At 67.0% G+C, this 16,490-nt stretch carries 18 protein-coding genes; 8 read left to right on the top strand and 10 right to left on the bottom strand.

Features of this window, described 5'->3' with window-relative positions:
* Window positions 1–56 precede the first annotated feature (56 nt).
* Genes FPY90_RS11605 through FPY90_RS11570 form a run of 8 tightly spaced genes read right to left on the bottom strand, consistent with a single transcriptional unit; the run spans window position 57 to window position 7,234 of the window.
* Complete coding sequence (locus FPY90_RS11605) at window positions 57–1,457, bottom strand: cryptochrome/photolyase family protein (protein WP_498681119.1); 1,401 nt, start codon at window positions 1,455–1,457, stop codon at window positions 57–59.
* A 37-nt stretch (window positions 1,458–1,494) separates the two neighbouring features.
* The gene (locus FPY90_RS11600) at window positions 1,495–2,352 is read right to left on the bottom strand and encodes a prenyltransferase (RefSeq protein WP_498681117.1); all 858 of its coding nucleotides are present in this window, start codon (window positions 2,350–2,352) and stop codon (window positions 1,495–1,497) included.
* A gap of 2 nt (window positions 2,353–2,354) precedes the next feature.
* On the bottom strand, window positions 2,355–2,711 hold the full coding sequence (locus tag FPY90_RS11595) for a lycopene cyclase domain-containing protein (protein ID WP_498681115.1): 357 nt from the start codon (window positions 2,709–2,711) through the stop codon (window positions 2,355–2,357).
* Window positions 2,708–3,067, bottom strand: a complete 360-nt coding sequence (locus FPY90_RS11590; protein ID WP_498681113.1) for a lycopene cyclase domain-containing protein — start codon at window positions 3,065–3,067, stop codon at window positions 2,708–2,710. The genes FPY90_RS11595 and FPY90_RS11590 overlap by 4 nt, the downstream gene beginning before the upstream one ends.
* Window positions 3,064–4,686 carry a phytoene desaturase family protein gene (gene crtI, locus FPY90_RS11585; protein WP_498681111.1) on the bottom strand — a complete coding sequence of 541 codons (1,623 nt, stop codon included), beginning with the start codon at window positions 4,684–4,686 and terminating at the stop codon, window positions 3,064–3,066. Before crtI ends, FPY90_RS11590 begins: the two co-directional genes overlap by 4 nt.
* Entirely contained in the window at window positions 4,683–5,615 is a 933-nt protein-coding gene (locus tag FPY90_RS11580) for a phytoene/squalene synthase family protein (protein ID WP_498681109.1), read from the bottom strand. Before FPY90_RS11580 ends, crtI begins: the two co-directional genes overlap by 4 nt.
* A 3-nt stretch (window positions 5,616–5,618) precedes the next feature.
* On the bottom strand, window positions 5,619–6,737 hold the full coding sequence (locus FPY90_RS11575) for a polyprenyl synthetase family protein (protein ID WP_498681108.1): 1,119 nt from the start codon (window positions 6,735–6,737) through the stop codon (window positions 5,619–5,621).
* Window positions 6,734–7,234: a MarR family winged helix-turn-helix transcriptional regulator gene (locus FPY90_RS11570; RefSeq protein ID WP_498681107.1), complete on the bottom strand. Its 501-nt coding sequence runs from the start codon at window positions 7,232–7,234 to the stop codon at window positions 6,734–6,736. Before FPY90_RS11570 ends, FPY90_RS11575 begins: the two co-directional genes overlap by 4 nt.
* Before the next feature lie 122 nt (window positions 7,235–7,356).
* Between FPY90_RS11570 and FPY90_RS11565 the strand changes: the two genes are divergently transcribed.
* Together FPY90_RS11565 and FPY90_RS11560 are read left to right on the top strand one after the other, a co-directional pair.
* Entirely contained in the window at window positions 7,357–8,169 is an 813-nt protein-coding gene (locus FPY90_RS11565) for a TspO-related membrane protein (protein ID WP_498681105.1), read from the top strand.
* Window positions 8,166–9,638, top strand: a complete 1,473-nt coding sequence (locus FPY90_RS11560) for an SDR family oxidoreductase (RefSeq protein ID WP_498681102.1) — start codon at window positions 8,166–8,168, stop codon at window positions 9,636–9,638. Before FPY90_RS11565 ends, FPY90_RS11560 begins: the two co-directional genes overlap by 4 nt.
* Here the strand turns inward: FPY90_RS11560 and FPY90_RS11555 are convergent.
* On the bottom strand, window positions 9,635–10,201 hold the full coding sequence (locus tag FPY90_RS11555) for a MarR family winged helix-turn-helix transcriptional regulator (protein WP_498681101.1): 567 nt from the start codon (window positions 10,199–10,201) through the stop codon (window positions 9,635–9,637). The genes FPY90_RS11560 and FPY90_RS11555 overlap by 4 nt on opposite strands.
* Before the next feature lie 331 nt (window positions 10,202–10,532).
* Here FPY90_RS11555 and rlmN point away from each other — a divergent pair, with 331 nt between their 5' ends.
* The 6 genes from rlmN to FPY90_RS11525 all read left to right on the top strand — a co-directional run bounded on the left by rlmN (window position 10,533) and on the right by FPY90_RS11525 (window position 15,763).
* Window positions 10,533–11,738: a dual-specificity RNA methyltransferase RlmN gene (gene rlmN / locus FPY90_RS11550; RefSeq protein WP_498685574.1), complete on the top strand. Its 1,206-nt coding sequence runs from the start codon at window positions 10,533–10,535 to the stop codon at window positions 11,736–11,738.
* Between the two features lie 54 nt (window positions 11,739–11,792).
* Window positions 11,793–12,260 carry a carboxymuconolactone decarboxylase family protein gene (locus FPY90_RS11545; protein ID WP_498681098.1) on the top strand — a complete coding sequence of 156 codons (468 nt, stop codon included), beginning with the start codon at window positions 11,793–11,795 and terminating at the stop codon, window positions 12,258–12,260.
* A 7-nt stretch (window positions 12,261–12,267) separates the two neighbouring features.
* Window positions 12,268–13,098, top strand: coding sequence for an oxygenase MpaB family protein (locus tag FPY90_RS11540; protein ID WP_083411104.1), 831 nt, complete (start codon window positions 12,268–12,270; stop codon window positions 13,096–13,098).
* Window positions 13,099–13,335: 237 nt separating this feature from the next.
* A complete protein-coding gene (locus tag FPY90_RS11535; RefSeq protein ID WP_498681095.1) occupies window positions 13,336–13,935 on the top strand; it encodes a SipW-dependent-type signal peptide-containing protein in 600 nt (199 codons plus the stop codon).
* A gap of 6 nt (window positions 13,936–13,941) precedes the next feature.
* Complete coding sequence (locus FPY90_RS11530) at window positions 13,942–14,562, top strand: SipW-dependent-type signal peptide-containing protein (RefSeq protein ID WP_071214192.1); 621 nt, start codon at window positions 13,942–13,944, stop codon at window positions 14,560–14,562.
* Between the two features lies 1 nt (window position 14,563).
* Window positions 14,564–15,763 (top strand): signal peptidase I, encoded by a 1,200-nt coding sequence (locus FPY90_RS11525; protein WP_071214191.1) that lies wholly within the window; start codon window positions 14,564–14,566, stop codon window positions 15,761–15,763.
* 595 nt (window positions 15,764–16,358) lie between these two features.
* Here the strand turns inward: FPY90_RS11525 and FPY90_RS11520 are convergent.
* Window positions 16,359–16,475 carry a DUF8730 family Cys-rich protein gene (locus FPY90_RS11520; RefSeq protein WP_498681093.1) on the bottom strand — a complete coding sequence of 39 codons (117 nt, stop codon included), beginning with the start codon at window positions 16,473–16,475 and terminating at the stop codon, window positions 16,359–16,361.
* Between the last annotated feature and the right edge of the window lie 15 nt (window positions 16,476–16,490).

Genomic DNA, 16,490 nt, shown 5'->3' with positions numbered 1-16,490 from the left:
CACGCTACGCCCCCGGCCCCGGCAACGCACCGGTGGAGCACCGCGTGGCGGGGCCGTCAGCCCTCGACGCCGGTGCCCCCGGACTCCTTCATGCGCGCCAGCGCCGCCAGGGCCCCGGCGCGCGACGGCCCCAGCTCCACGATCGGCTCGCCCGGGGACAGCGGTGCGAAGCGGGCCACATAGGCGCCGCGCGGATCGAACTTCTTGGCCTGCAGCTGCGGGTTGAAGATCCGGAAGAACGGGGAGGCGTCGGCACCGCACCCGGCAACCCACTGCCAGTTCGCCGGGTTCGAGGCGGCATCGGCGTCCACGAGGGTGTCCCAAAACCATTCCTCGCCCGAGCGCCAGTGGATGCCCAGGTTCTTGACCAGGAAGCTGGCGGTGACCATGCGGACCCGGTTGTGCATCCACCCGGTCTCCCACAGCTGCCTCATGCCCGCGTCCACCAGGCCAAAGCCCGTCGAACCCGCGCACCAGGCCGCGAAGTGGTCCTCCGCTTCGTCGTTCGGGACCCCGGCGCCGGGCCGGGCCCAGTCGAACGCGTCGAACTCCGCACGCAGGTTCGCCGTAGCCAGCTCCGGGTGGTGGTAGAGCAGGTTCCAGCAGAAGTCGCGCCACGCCACTTGCCGCATCATGGCCCGCGCCCCCGCCGCCCGGTCGGGGTGCCGGGCCAGGGTGAAACCCAGTGCCTCCCAGACCTCGACCGGGCTGAGGTGCCCCCAGCGCAGGGCTGCCGAGAGCCGTGCGGTGCCGTCGGTGTCGGGCCTGTCGCGGGTCTGCGCGTAGTGACCGGCGATGTCCTCCAGCACCGTGCCGAGGCGGTCGCGGGCGGCTGCCTCGCCGGGAACCCAGGTGGCAGCCAGCCCGTGCGACCAGTCCGGATGCACCGGCAGCAGGTCCCACGCGGCAAGCTCCTCCGCGGGCAGGGAGATCGCCGGGGCGTGTTGTGCGGCGGGCCGCGGCAGTGCCCGGCGCAGCGGAAGGGCCTGCAGCGCGTTGAAGAAGGGCGTGAACACCTTGAAGTTCGTGCCTCCTTGCGTCGCCACGGTCCACGGCTCGTGCAGCAGGGTGCCGGCATGGCTGTGGACCTCGATTCCCGCCGCTGCCGCCAAGGCCTTCGCCGCGGTGTCCACCGCGCGTTCGGGCCCGCCGTAGCGGCGGTTGAAGTGCAGCGCGGTGAAGGAACCGGTGGCCAGCAGCCCCGGGAGGATGTTCGTCGCGGCCCCGCGGTAGAGCAGCAGCGGCACGCCGAGCCCCGCCAGGGAATCGCGCAGTTCGTTCAGCCCGTGGTGCAGCCACCACCTGGCCGCGCCGCCCAGCGGCCGGATCCCGGGGGACTGCTCGTCGAGGATGAACAGGGCAACGGCCGGGCCAGCGGCCATCGCGGCGGACAGCGCCGGGTTGTCGGCGACGCGCAAGTCGTCGCGAAACCACATCAGGGAGGTGGGTGCGTTCATGGTCCGGTCCTTCGGGATCAGTGGGGGCGGGGTGGGCCTAGCGGCCCAGGACATGCCAAACCAGCAGCATGGTGACGAAGAACCCGGTGGCGTAGTTCAGCCACAGGAAGCGCCGCCATCCGGCGTTGGCCGCGACGGAATCCTCGTCCCGCAGCCGCGCGTAGGGCAGCACGTTGGCCAGGTAGGGCAGCGCCAGCAACGCGGCCAGCGGACCGGGCCAGTCGGTGGCCAGCAGCAGCGCGCCGGCTCCGAGGTAGGCGGCCGCGGCGAAGCGGACCGTCCACCTGGCCCCGAGCACCGTGCCGATGGAGCCCAGGGACGCGGCGCGGTCCGGCAGGATGTCCTGCACCGCGCCAAAGGCGTGCGAGGCCATGCCCCAGAGGAAGAAGGCCAGCAGGATCGCCACCAGGGCGAAGTCGAAGTGCGCCCCGGCCAGCACCAGGCCATAGAGCGCGGGGGAGACGAAGTGCGTGCTGGAGGTCAAGGAGTCAAGGAAGGGCCGCTCCTTGAAGCGCAGTCCCGGGGCACTGTAGGCGATGACCGCCGCCATCGAGAGCAGCAGCACCAGGTTCGCCCGCCAGGAACCAACGATTCCCAGCACCGCCAGGAACGGCACGCAGGCCACCGCGCAGGCCACCAGGATCCCGCGGTGCCGGCTGCGGTCCACCACCGCACCCTCCGCCCCGCCCTTGCGCGGGTTCAACAGGTCCGACTCGTGGTCGAAGACGTCGTTGATCCCGTACATGGCCAGGTTGTAGGGGATGAGGAAGAAGAGCGTTCCCGCCACCGCGATCCAGTCGATCCGCCCGGTGGCCAACAGGTAGGCGGCGGCAAAGGGGTAGGCGGTGTTGACCCAGGAGACGGGCCTGGAGGTCGCCAGCAGTTCGCGCAGCATCGCTAGCCTTCCCTTCCGGAGTCGTCCGGGGAGGAATGCTTCGGCGTGGCACCGGCGGGAGAACCCCCGGCCAGCCACCACAGCGCCGGGACCACCAGCGCCGCGCAGAACGGGTAGCTGAAGTCCTCCAGCGGGGCCAGGCCCACGCGGATGCCCAGCAGGGTCTGGCTGTTGTAGTCAAAGAGGCCGGAGCCGATCATCACGTTGTCGAACACCGCGGTCAGCACCAGCAGCACCGCCAGGGTGAGCCCGGCCGCGGGGGCGACGTCGCGCAGCCGCACACCGCGCATGCGCAGCGCCACGGCGAAGAGCACCATGGAGCCGAGCATGAAATAGAGGGACAGATGGGCGAAGCTCATGAGTTTTCCTCCGGGGCCGGAAGGGGCGTTGAAATGCGGGCCGCCACGGCGCGCCGTGCCCGCAGGGCCAGGGTGCCGGTGAACAGGACCATCGCGTTGTAGCAGAGGAAGAGCAGGAAGAAGGCCTCTTCCAGCGGCAGTTGGGGACCGAGCATCACCCCGGTCATCAGCGCCGACTCGCGGTGCAGGAAGATCCCCAGGTCGATGGCGATCACGTCCCAGAGCAGGAACATCGCGGTGCCGCCGGCCAGTGCCAGGAGGGCGGGTGCCGGCCGGGCGAAGACGAACAGCCGGTACCTGGCATCCAGGGCGGCCATGCAGGCGATCAAGGCCAGCAGGATCAGCAGGTAGGTCACGGGCGTGCCTCCCGGGCCGCCGCGGTGCGCCCGGCCGCCCACGCCGGGTGGCCGGGGTCGATGGGCCCCTTGCCCGTGAACCCGTTGACTTTCTTGGCAATGATTTCGGCACTGATCAGGCACATGGGGATGCCGATGCCCGGACGCACCGAGCTGCCGGCGTAGTGCAGTCCGCTGACCTTCGAGCTGTGGTTCGAGGGGCGGAAGAAAGCCGACTGGCCCAGCGTGTGGGCCAGCCCCAGGGCCCCTCCCTGCCAGGCATTGACGTTCTGCGCGAAGTCTCCGGGGCCAAAGCTCTGGCGCACCACGACGCGCTCGCGCAGGTCCTCGATCCCGGCCCAGGCGGCCAACTGGTCGAGCGCGGCATCCGCCACGGCCTCCACCTGGTGCGAGCCGGTGCCGTCCGGGCCGCCGGTGCCCCATGCGGGCAGGGCGGGGGCGGGAACCAGGATGAACAGGTTCTCGTGGTCCGCCGGTGCCACGGAGGGATCGGTCGCGCTGGGCATGCAGACGTACAGGCTGGTTTCCTCCGCGAGGTCTTCCCCGCGGTGGATGCGCCCGAAGTTGTCGTCCCAGTCGGCGGTGAACAACAGATTGTGGTGGCTGAGCTCCGGTAGCTTGCCGGCGATGCCCAGGCAGAGCAGTACGGCGCTGGGCCCCGGATCGCGCCGCTTCCAACTGGCCGCGGAGGAGGAGCGATGTTCCGCCGGGAGCAGCTCGGTCTCCAGGTGGTGCAGGTCCGCGGCTCCCACCACGGTCTGCGCCTCCAGGTGCAGTGGGGTGCCCTCCTGGATCCAGCGCACGCCCCGGGCCCGGGCGTTCGCGCCGGTGCCGGAGACCTCGATGCCGGTGACCTCGGCCCCGGTGACGATCTGCACCCCGGCATCGACGCAGAGCGCGGCCATGGCATCGACCAGCTGCGCGAAGCCGCCCATCGGGTACTTCACGCCCTGGGTCAAATCCAGGTGGCTCATCAGGTGGTAGAGCGCCGGGGTGCGCTTGGGGCTGGAGCCCAGGAACACCGCGGGATAGCCCAGGATTTGGCGCAGCCGCGGATCGCTGAAGCGCTTGGCCACGAAGGATTCCAGGGAACCGGCCAGCAGCGGCGCGAGCCGGGGCAGCAGCGGCAGCAGCCGGGGATCGAGCACGGAGGCGGCGGAGGAGAGATCGGCGTAGAGGAAGTGCTCCAGGGCCAGGTCGTGGCTCTCGGCGGCTTTTTCCAGGTAGCTGTCCAAGGCGGCTCCGGCTCCGGGCTGCAGGGACTCAAAGGCATCCCGGGCCCCGGCCCCCGACGGCATGTCCAGCGGGGTGTAGTCGCTCTGGAACCAGGTGCGGTAGCCGATGGGCAGGTCCACCAGGTCCAGCTCGTTCTGCGTGGAGGTTCCCATGAGCTCGAACCAATGCTCGATGACCTCCGGCATCAGGTACCAGGAGGGGCCGGTGTCGAAGCTGAATCCCGCGCGCCGCAGTCGTCCGGCGCGTCCGCCGAGCTCTTCCTGCTTTTCCAGCAGGGTCACCCGGTGGCCGGAGGCGGCCAGCAGGCCGGCGGTGGCCAGGCCGGAAAACCCTCCGCCGATGACCACCACCGCGCGTCCGGAGTCTGTCGGTGTGTTTTTCATGGTCGTCCTTTGGTCGCCGCGTCGGCGGTGGCGGTGGTGGGGCGTCGGCCCAGGGCGGTGCGCAGCGCGATCAGTGCCTTGCGTCCGGGCGGCACCGAGATCCGCCGTGTCATGAGCTCGGCGGCGGGGGCGCGTTCGATTCGGTGGTTCAGTTCGCTGAACAGCCCATGGGCCATGGCCACGGCGCGGGCGGCGCCGGGGGCCAGGTGCTCGATGCCCAGGGCTGCGGCGTCGAGGTCCGCGCGGATCTCCCGCACCAGGGCGTTTTTGTGCTCGTCGGAGAAGCTGCGCGGATCCAGCCCCGGGAAGTAGCTGCGGCCCAGCTCGGAGGTGTCGGCGGCCAGGTCGCGCAGGAAATTGACCTTCTGGAAGGCCGCACCCAGGCTCTGGGCGGCGGCCTCGGTTTCCGCCTCGTGCCCGGCCGGGGCGCCGGGCATGGAGCCGAACACCCGCAGGCACATGAGGCCCACGACTTCCGCCGATCCGTAGATGTAGCCCTTCAGGGTCTCCGCGTCGTGGTTGGCGACCTGCAGGTCACTGCGCATCGAGGCGAAGAACGGGCGGGTCAGCTCGGTGTCGATGCCCCGGGACCGGGCGGTGCAGGCGAAGGCGTGCACGATCATGTTGGTGCTGTAGCCGCTGGCCAGCGCCGCCTCGGTTTCGGCCTCGAGTTGTTCCAGGGCCGCGGCGACCTCCCGGGCCTCGAGGCCCGCCTCGCGGGCGACCCCGTCGACGACCTCGTCGGCCAGGCGCACCAGTGCGTAGATGTTGGAGATGTCCTCGCGGGCCGGGCTGCCCAGCAGGCGGCAGGCCAACGAGAAGGAGGTGGAATACCGGGTGATGACCACCCGGGCGCTGCTGCTGGCCGTGGCCGAATAGCGTTGCAGGGCGGTGGGCCCGCCGGTTCCGGCCATGGTGTGGGCGTTCATGTCCTAGGCACCCCGGTTCAGGATCAGGTCGGCGAAGTCCTCGAGCTCGGAGCTGACGGCCACGGGCAGGTTGAGCGTGCGCGAGGCCGAGGTGGCGCCGGCGCACAGGTCATGCGCCAGCTGCCGGGCGAAGCGCTCGGCGCCGGTGGCTTCCAGTGCCGAGCGCATGGCCGGGACATCCGCATCCGGATCACGGAAAAGCTGCAGGTGGGCTGTGAAGCCGGGAGTGGCCGCGGCCATGGCCGTGAGGATGGTGCTTTTGCCTTCGCGCAGGTCCGACTCGATGGACTTGCCCGTCTGTTCGGGATCTCCGAAGGTCCCCAGGATGTCGTCGATGAGCTGGTAGGCGACGCCCAGCTGGCTGCCGATGTTGGCCAGGGCCGCAGCCCCGGCGGCATCGGCGCCGGCCAGCAGCGCCCCGGTGTGCAGCGGCACCTGGAAGGAATATGCGGCGGTCTTCAGCTTCTCCATGCGCAGCACCTCGTGCACCTGGGCCGGAACCGGGTCCAACGAAAAGAGCAGGTCTTCCAACTCGCCGGCGGCGGCGTGGTGGATGGCCTGGTGGAAGGAATCCTCGATGGCCTTGGCGGCGGGCAGCGATTCCGCGGCGCCCCGGGCGAGCTTGATCGCGGCGGCCAGCAGCAGGTCCCCGGCAATGATGGCCGCCGAGTGTCCCGCGTGTTCGGCGTCCTGCGCGGACTTGCCCCGGGCCAGGGCATCGTCGCGGTACAACGCCGAAAGGGTGGGGCGCCCGCGGCGGGTGAAGTCGCGGTCTATCACGTCGTCGTGCATCAGCAGCGAACCGTGGAGCAACTCGAAGGCGCAGCCGAGCTGGATGACGCGTTGGAGGCGCTCCGCGGACTCGGTTTCGCCGGCGGCGGGGGACGCGAAGGCCTCGTGGCCCAGCAGCACCAACCGTGGCCGGGTGAGCTTGCCTCCTTCCAGGGCCAGCCCGATGCGGGTCCAGAGTGTTTCGGTGGCCTTCGAATACTGGGCTGCGGCTTCCCGATGCTCCTGGATGACGGCCGCCAGGTGGAGCCGGACCCGCTGCTGGAGTGCGTCCGATGCCGGGGCTGGTCGTGGTCTGCAAGTCTGCGCGTGACTTTGGCTGGGCAGGCTCATGATCGTTCGTTCCGTTTCTTGGTGGCGGTCGGAGGGGTGAGGGCGTCGATCCGGGTTTGCATGACGGAGAGGATGTATTCCAGGTAGCGCACCACTGCGCGTTGCCCCTCGGGGCTCAGCCCTTGGACGGCGAGTTCGGCGTCGTCGACGAGCGGCCGCAGGGCGGCCATGGTCCGGGTCACGGCCCGGGGGCTGGGCTTGAGCAACAGGCTGCGCCGGTCGGTGGGGTGGGCCAATCGCACCACGAACCCGCGCCCACTCATCCGGTCGATCAAGGCGGTGGTGGCGGCGCTGGAGATGTTCAGCTTCGCCGCCAGATCCCGGGGAGTCATGGGATGGCCGAGCATCAGGTGCTGCAGGGCCTGGAAATCGGTCTCGTTGATTCCGAGATGGCGGCACAGGGCATGCTCCAGTGCGGCGTTGAGCTGCAGCACCGAATGCAGCAGTGCGGACGCCGCGTGCGGGCCGGATGTCTCGCCGGTGGAAACCTGGATCACGAATTCCTCGAATGGTTGATTACTAGTCTAGCTAGATACATCATGGGTTAACAAGATAGGGTTTGTCGAGTAGGGCAGATCGATTCAGTGCATTTTTCCCCGAGGCAAAGGAAACCGAATCCATGCAATCGACACCACCGGCGTCCATCGCGAGCCGGATCATCTGCGCAGCGGCGGTTTTCGCCGCCATCGCCGGGGCCTTCATCGGAAGCGGCGCGCTGGGCGGCACGCCCATTGCCGAGGCCGCCGACGGACGCCTCGGGGCCGATTCGACACTGCTGGCCCCGGGTACCGGAGCCTTCTCCATCTGGAGCGTGGTCTACATCGGGCTCGTCGTCTACGCGATCTGGCAACTTACACCGGCGGCGGCGCGCAGTGCCACGCAGCGGCGCATCCGACCGTGGGCCGCCGGCTCCGCGATCCTCAACGCGCTGTGGATCGGCGTGGTGCAACTGGGCTGGCTCGGTGCCAGCGTCGTGGTGATGCTGCTTCTGCTGGCGGTGTTGGCCAGGATCTTCGTGTTGATGAAGCCCCGGATCGAGAGGCACGCCGAGCGCTGGATCATGGCCCTGACCTTCGGGCCGTATCTGGGCTGGGTCAGCGTGGCGACCGTGGCCAACATCGCCGCCTGGCTCTCCGCACTCGGTGTGGGGGCCGGGGCGACCTGGACCGTGGCGCTGGCGTGCGTCATGGTGGCGGTGGCCGCCCTCATCGGAGCCCTGACGGTCGCGTTTTCCGGGGGCCGGATCGCCGCCGCCCTGGCCATGGTGTGGGGCATTGCCTGGATCGGCGTAGGACGCAGCGACGGCGGACTGGAATCCGGCACCGTCGCGATCGCCGCCTATTGCGCTGCCGGGGCCCTGCTGCTCTTTGCCCTCGTTTCGGCCGCAAGGCGTCGGGTACGAGAGAACGCCGCTGCGGGGGTGGCGGCATGAGCGTCATCGCCGTCACCGGGGCCACCGGCTACATCGGCGGGCGACTGGTTCCGCTGCTGCTGGAGCAGGGGCACAGCGTGCGGGTGCTCACCCGCCGAAGCAACGCCCTGCGCGATGTTCCCTGGGGAACGCGGGTGCAGATCGTGGAGGGGGACCTCACCGATCCGCAGGCCGCTGACCAACTGTGCGAGGGCGCCGAGGTCCTCTACTACCTGGTCCACTCCATGGGCGGCACCAGCAATTTTGCCCCCGTGGAGGAACGCTGTGCCCACACCATCGTGGAAGCGGCACGGGCCGCGGGCATCGGGCGTCTGGTCTATCTCTCGGGACTGCATCCCGAGGGCGAGCTGAGCCGCCACCTCGCCTCGCGGGTCGAGGTCGGGCGGATCCTGGAATCCAGTGGCATTCCCACCATCACGCTGCAGGCCGGGCTGATCATCGGTTCCGGGTCCGCCAGCTTCGAGATGGTCCGCCACCTCACCGACGTGCTTCCGGTGATGCCGGCCCCGCGCTGGGTGCTGAACCGTGTCCAGCCCATCGCCGTGCGCGACGCCCTGCACTACCTGGGCGCATGCGCGGGCCTGCCGCCGGAGGTGTCCGGCACCTACGACATCGGCGGGCCGGAGGCGCACAGCTACGGGGACATGATGCGCCTCTATGCCGATGCCGCGGGCATCCGCCGCCCGGTCATCCTGGCGCTGCCCGTGCTGACCCCCTGGCTGGCGGCCCAGTGGGTCAACCTGGTCACCCCGATCCCGCGCGCGCTGGCCATTCCGCTGGTCGAGTCCCTGCAGCACGACTGCGTGATGCGAAACCGCGACATCGATGGGGTCATCGACCGCCCCGCCGGCGGGCTGACCGGATACCGGCGCTCCGTCGAGCTGGCGCTGGCCAAGATGCGCGACGACACCGTGGAAACCACGTGGACGACCGCCCACGCCCTGGAAGCTCCCGCCGAGCCGCTGCCCTCGGATCCGCAATGGGCCGGGCACACAGTCTTCACCGATGTCCGGGAGCGGGAAACCAGCGCGAGTCCCGCCGCGTTGTTCCGGGTCATCGCGTCACTCGGCGGTGAGACCGGATACTACTCGCTGCCTGGCGCCTGGGCGCTGCGCGGATTGATGGACAAGCTCGCCGGGGGAGTGGGCCTGCGCCGCGGGCGGCGCAACCGCACCTCCCTGGCGTTGGGGGACGCGGTGGACTGGTGGCGCGTGGAGGAGCTGGTTCCGGATCGCCTGCTGCGCCTGCGTGCGGAAATGCGGGTCCCCGGACGGGCCTGGCTGGAGCTCTCGGTGGAACCGACCGAATCGGGAAGCCACTACCGGCAGCGTGCGGTGTTCTTCCCCGAGGGCTTGGCGGGCCGGCTCTACTGGCTGGCGATCTTGCCCTTCCACGGGGTGATCTTTTCCTCCATGGCCCGTCGCATCACCACCGCCGCGGAGGGGCTCGAGGCCACGGACGATGCCTAGTCTTCGGAGGTCTTGCGCTCGCCGACCGAGCCGATGCTGTCCTCGAGGTCCATGGCCGTTTCGGCGAGGAACCGGATGACCACCTCGCGTTCGGCGGGGCTCAGCCGCGCGGCCGCGCCGAAGCGCGCGGCGTGGTGTCGACCGACCTGCTGGCGGGCGGCAAGGTGCGTCTCGGGGGTCACGGTGATGCACAGGGACCGGCGGTCGGTGGGATGTGCCGCGCGCACCACGTGTCCGGCCTTCTCCAGCCGGTCAACCATCTTGGTCACCGAGGCGGTGGTGATGCCCAGGTGCTTGGCAAGCATGCCGGGGGTCACTGCGGTCTCGGTGTGCTTGGCCGAGATCAGGAACCTGATGGCCCGCATGTCGGTCTCGTTCAGGTTCATGTAGCTTTGCGAGGCGCGGGAGATCTTGCGTTCCACGGCCCGCAACCGACCCATTTCGGCCATGATCCGATCGATCTGCTGCAGCGTTTCCTCGCTGAGCTGCGACCTGTCGATCAATTCGCTGCGGGGATCGCTCGAGGCAAGGTTGAAGATGGTGGGAAGTTCTTCGCGGTCCACTGGATTCCACTCCCTTTCCCGTGCGCAGGCTGATAGATTCGACGTCCCCATGATACGACCCGGTCAGGCCGCGTCCGGTATCGCACGAAGTTCCGCGACTGCGGGACTGTCACAGCGCCGCCCCGGTCGTGACCTGCTTGGGCCGGGCAGCGCTCCCGGGCACCGGGTGGTGCCCAATCTCACCGCCCACACTCTGGACATGCATGGGAGAATGGAAACGATGACTTCCCCCGAAATTACCCCAGTGACCGAGCCTGCCGCTGCTGCGCCGACCGCAGCTGACATAAAGGCACGCCGCGCTGCCCAGGCCGCGGCGCAGGGCGCCCAGCAAATGCGCATCTCCGAATCCCGGGCCAAGGCCGAGGGCCGCGCCCAGGTGCGCCCCACCGCCGAAGGATGGAAGCAGGCCATGGGCGAGGACGGCCGCCCGCAGCTCCAGTTCACCGCCAAGGCCCGCGTCAGCCAGCCTCCGGTGCACCTGGCCGATCTCACCCTGGCCGAGCGCGCCGAGAAGCTCAAGGAGCTGGGCCTGCCCGGCTTCCGCGCCAAGCAGCTTTCGGTGCACTACTTCCAGCACTACACCACCGATCCCGAGCTGATGAGCGACCTTCCCAAGGACCGCCGCGCCGAGATCGCCGACGTCATGTTCCCCAAGCTGCTGACCGAGGTCAAGCGGCTTGCCACCGACGATGGCCGCACCATCAAGTTCCTCTGGCGACTGTTCGACGGGTCGTTGGTCGAGTCGGTGCTGATGCGCTATTCCAACCGCATCACCCTGTGCATCTCCAGCCAGTGCGGCTGCGGCATGAACTGCCCGTTCTGCGCCACCGGCCAGGCCGGCCTGACCCGCAACATGTCTACCGCCGAGATCCTGGACCAGATCGTCCAGGCCAACCGCGTGATTGCCGAGGGCGGACTGGGCGGACAGAAGCACCCCGAAGAGCGCGTGGGCAACATCGTCTTCATGGGCATGGGCGAGCCCCTGGCCAACTACAAGCGCGTCATGAACGCCGTGCACCGCATGGTCGCCGAGGCCCCCGAGGGCCTGGGCATGAGCGCCCGCGGCATCACGGTCTCCACCGTGGGCCTGGTTCCGGCCATCAAGAAGCTTGCTGAAGAGGACGTCCCGGTCACCTTTGCCCTGTCGCTGCACGCCCCGGACGACGAGCTGCGCGACGAAATGATCCCGGTGAACTCGAAGTGGAAGGTCGACGAGGCGCTTGACGCCGCCTTCGCCTACTACGTAAAGACCGGACGCCGCGTCTCCATCGAGTACGCGCTGATCAAGGACATGAACGACCACGGCTGGCGTGCGGACCTGCTGGCCCGCAAGCTCAACGCCCGTGGCCGCGGCTGGGTGCACGTAAACCCGATCCCGCTGAACCCGACCCCGGGTTCGGTCTGGACCTCCTCGGAGCCCGACGTCACCGCCGAGTTCATTGACCGCCTCGAGTCCGCCGGAGTGCCCACCACGCTGCGCGACACACGCGGCAAGGAAATCGACGGGGCCTGCGGCCAGCTCGCCGCGGCTGAGTAGGCTGTAACCACCACACCACGGGCGCGATGCGCCATTGATGAGATGAGTTTTTAGATGTCGTTGGCAGCACCGTTCTTCCTGGACAAGTCCGACACCGCCAGCTGGAAGGCCCTGAACGGCCTCTCGCTCAAGGTGAAGGAAGCCACCGAGGCCGCGGGGCTGGGCACCAGGCTCATCGAGCTGCTCAACGTGCGCATCTCCCAGATCAACGGGTGCTCGTTCTGCCTGGACATGCACTCGCGGATGGCCCTTGAAGCCGGCGAGACCACCCAGCGCCTCGCGGTGCTCTCCACCTGGCGCGAGACCTCGCTTTTCGACGACCTCGAATCGGCAGCGCTCTCGGTTGCCGAGGCAACCACCGAGCTGCCTGATTCCGAGACCCGGATTGCCGAGCTCGCCGCATCCCGGTTGGTGCTGGACGACGCGCAGTTCTCCGCGATCCAGTGGGCGGCGATCGCCATGAACGCCTTCAACCGCGTCTCCATCCTGTCCCAGCACCCGGTGCGCCCGAGCAAGAAGTAGCTGCACCATGGCAGCGGGAACGACCGATATGCGGGGTGCACCAGCGAGTCCCGAGTCGGTGCTTTCGCGCTTTGCCCCCGAGGCCGTCTACCTGCTCGGTGGCGGACGCGCCATCCTCATGCAGCTGGCGATGCCAGGTGTCGGCCACGGCGTGGCTCGGCACTCGAATTTCGCCGCCAATCCGCTCGGCCGCCTCAACGGCACGCTGACCTACATCTACGCCCTGAGCAACGGCACCGACGCGCAGCGGGCCAGGGTGCGGGAGGTCGTGCACGCGGCGCACGCGCCGGTCAGGGCCCCTGCTGCGAAGGATGGATCGCATCCGGCGTATTCGGCCCGTGATCCGAAGCTCCAGTTGTGGGTTGCCGCCACGCTCTACGACTCCGCGATGCAGATCCAGCACGCTGTCTTCCCTCCGCTGGACGAGGAGACGGCCGAGGCGTTGTACCGCGAGTACGCGCAGCTGGGGACCGAGCTGGGCATGCCCGCACACCTGTGGCCTGCGACCCGCGCCGACTTCGCCGACTACTGGGCGACGACAACGGATCAGCTGCGGGCTGATCCTCAGATTCGAGCGGTGGCTCATGAGCTGCTGGCAGCCAAGCGTGCGCCGCTGTGGATCCGAGCGGCGATGCCGCTGGTGCGGCTGATGACCATCGGGTTGCTGCCCCAGCAGGTGCGCACCATGTATGGGTTCGAGTTCGGCCCCCGCCAGCAACGACGAATGGGCATGGTGCTACGCTGCGCGAGGGTCTCAATGCGCATCCTGCCGCGTGTCATCCGGCATTTCCCCATGCACTACTACTTGCGCCGCCTTGATGGATATGTAGCCAACTGACATGGCCAAATGTCGTGCGCGCGGCGGATTTTCTTAGCCAGCAAGCCAGAGGTTAGGGCGGGCCTTCCATACATCCTTGGCTATTGGCCATCTCTTGGCCGAATCCCTATGAGCGTGCTGTTTGGCGGCGAATTCACTGTTAGCGTCAGAAAATGATTCACCAACTTCTGACGCTTCGGCGATGGAGATCCCGTGTGGATTTCTGGATGCCCCGCAGATTTCTAGCAAGGGGGAGCAATGGCTCAGCAGGAAAAGAACCGCAAGGTACGCGCAGTGCTAGCCGGAGGGCTGGTGCTCGGTGTAGGAGTCGCCGTCACCTTGGCGGCATGGAACGATTCCGAATTTGCCGAAGGGGTCTTCGGGACCGGTCACTTCAACATGCAAGGCAGCGTTGACGGCATCAATTTCACCGATCATGCTTCGGGGGCTGCGGCGTCGTTGAGCTTTGCAGTCGAACCCGGATCGATGAGCCCGGAAGACACAGTTGCAGCGCCGTTCGTATTGCATCTGGATGAGGAAACCACCAACAATGCCAAGGTGAACGTCGCCTCGGCGCTCGGTTCGGGAACCGCTGTTGACCAGCTCAGCTACGCCATCGTGCAGGTGCCATCTTTGACGGACTGCAAGCCCGAGGCCACTGGTACGGTAATCGTCCCACCAGGAACTGCATTTGGTGCGGCCACCGGCGTGGCAACTTTCGACCTGACGAAGAGCGACGTCTCCGGCGAGCCTGGCGCTGATGCATTCCTGTGTGTTCAGGTCACAGCTGCTGAAGACCTTATCCAGGACACATCCGCCACTGCCACCTGGGAATTCGTCGGCCAGTCTGTGTCATAGCCAGCAATGGGAGAGCATCTAGTGCAGGGAGAAGGCTCCCGTTTTACCCGCCTGCGAGCAGTTCTCGCGGGCGGGCTTGTCCTTGGCCTCGGTGTTACGGCGACGCTGGCCGCATGGACCGACAAGGAACACGCGTCGGGTGAGTTCAAAGCAGGGACCTTTTCCATCATCGGCAGCACGAACGGCACGGACTACAGTGATCATCCAAGCGCGCCCGGAGCACCATTGGCTTTCACGCTGACTGCGAATTCCATGGTCCCCGGTGCAACGGTCTACGCGTTGTACTCCGTTAAGACTAAAAGTGAGAGTGTTGGTGGCTCCATCCAACTAACGGGCCATTCGGGCAATGAAAACGGGCTGGGTGCGTACCTTGAATATGGTGTCGCCAAGATCGCGGGCACGACATGCAACGCAGGTGCGTTCGCCGAGGGGACAGCGGTGGTCGGTCTGAAGTCGAAGCTGACGTCGGGTGCCGCCACAAAAGCCACGTTGCCAGCGGCAGGGACATCGCCCGTCAACTACTGTTTCGCAGTTTCTTTGCCCCCGAATGCACCTAACGAGGCCCAAGGCACCGCGCTCGACGGACAGTGGACGTTCCAGGCGACCACCGATCCCGCAGGAACCTGACGTGGGCAGACGGGTCAAGGGCGTCGGGCAGTTCATAGGTGGTGCTGCGTTGAACCTGGCCGCATTGGGTGGAGTCATCTGCTTGGCATTTGTCGCTTTGGCCTTCATATTCAACATCACCCTGATAATGTTCAAGACCGGTTCCATGAGTCCCACGATTCCGGCGGGTTCCCTATCCGTGGTTCGGGAAATCCCGGCGACCGAGATTAAAGTCGGAGACGTAGTGACGGTGGATCGCCCGGCTGCTCTGCCCATCACGCATCGGGTGACGTCCGTAGCCGAGGTGCCATTGAGTACCGAGCGGATCATCACCATGAAGGGCGACGCCAACGAGGCCGAAGACCCATTCCCCTACACCGTCAACACTGTTCGGCTTGTCCTCGCTTCGGTACCCAATCTGGCATACGGTGTCATTTGGTTATCGAATCCGTGGGTAATGGCCGTCCTCACGATCGGCGCCTCGACATTGGTCACATGGGCTTTCTGGCCACGGGATCCGTCGGAGGACGACACCGATTTGCAAGAAGACCCTATTCCCCGACGGGAACCACCAAACAATTTCTCGCAGCTTGGGCTGATCGTGTTGATCGCTCCCATTGTCCTCGACCTGGCTTTGGCCGGCGCCGCCCCGACGGTCACAGAAGTCGCCTCCAGCAGCGGGCAACTGACAATCATCTCGATCGGTGATGAAACGGCCATGGCTCAGCTGGCTCCCGGTGACCCCGTGCAATGGCAGGTCGGCGTTACAACTACGCAGAGAGCATCCGGGGAAGTCAAGATCGAGTTGCTGGGTGCTGGGAACGCACGTATGGGGCTGAAGACGGATATTCGATCCTGCGACCAGCGGTGGGTCAAGGGCAATTGCGGCGGTAACGTCATCGAGGTCCAAACGTCTGGTCTGGTTGCAGTCGACGGAATGAAGCGTCAGCTCACGGCCATGACCGCGGAAGAGGAGCGCTGGTTGCTATTTGATCTGTGGCTGCCGATGGACGGCCCGGCAGATGCCGGCGACGAGTTGGTGCGCCTGCAGGTGCACGCGTCGGGCTCAGGAGACGAAGTCGCTTCGTCCCCTCGGCCGATCGGTACCTTGCCCCCAACTGGCGCAAACCCGATAGTGCCCTTGCTGGCAGCGGTGGGCGCAATAGTATTCGGTCTCGTTTTGGCCGTCTTCGCCAAAAAGCGGAGGAGCCGAGGATGCTGAATCGCATGGCCTCGCACCGGGATAGGAAAAGGCGGCGAGTTGCCTTGACCATCTGCTCGGTCTTTGTCGTCTCCTCCGGACTTGTTGCTTCCTTGGTGCAACCCTTAGTGACAGAGGCAGCGTGGATGGACGCAGAGGTAGCTCAGGCACACTTCTCTGCCGGGACCTTACCTGCTCCCAACTCACTTGCCTGTCAAACCCAGGCGGGCGGTCTACTCGGGACCGATAAGGCACATGTTTCTTGGAACACGAGTGCGTCGTTGCCGCCCGGTGCGAAATATGAAATTGTCATGCAGAAGGTGGGAGGGGCAGCAGGGACTCTGCCACTCCAAACCGAGCGACAGATAACTGTTGTTCCGGGACTTCTCGACAGTCTGCTTGGCTTGGTCTTGAACTTGCTGTCCCCGCCTGCCGAGTATTCCGTGAAGGTCAGCGTTGTTTACCCTGGAACTCAGTGGCGTTCTATGCCGAGCACACCGCAGTCGGTCCGGTACACGGGGGCGCTACTCGGGCTTCTCGGCGGATTCCAATGCTTGTCGTAGTCCAATAGAAAACGGTGGGCCAAGCAATCGCCGGTGCTCACGTCAAAAAGCGATTATTTGCAGCCGCAGCGATCAGCCACAGCAACGTCACCGAGTGCATCCTCGATGTGCTCGCCGCAGCCTTCCCAGGTCGGCTTGGCGCAGGCTACGCAGGTGATTTTCTTGCACATGTTTGACTCCTTGGG

The sequence above is a fragment of the Arthrobacter sp. C2 genome (genome assembly GCA_024207135.1).
In the GTDB taxonomy this organism is placed as follows: Bacteria; Actinomycetota; Actinomycetes; order Actinomycetales; family Micrococcaceae; genus Paeniglutamicibacter.
Note: the sequence above shows the minus strand (reverse complement) of the source record. Positions and strands in the feature narration are given on the sequence as shown.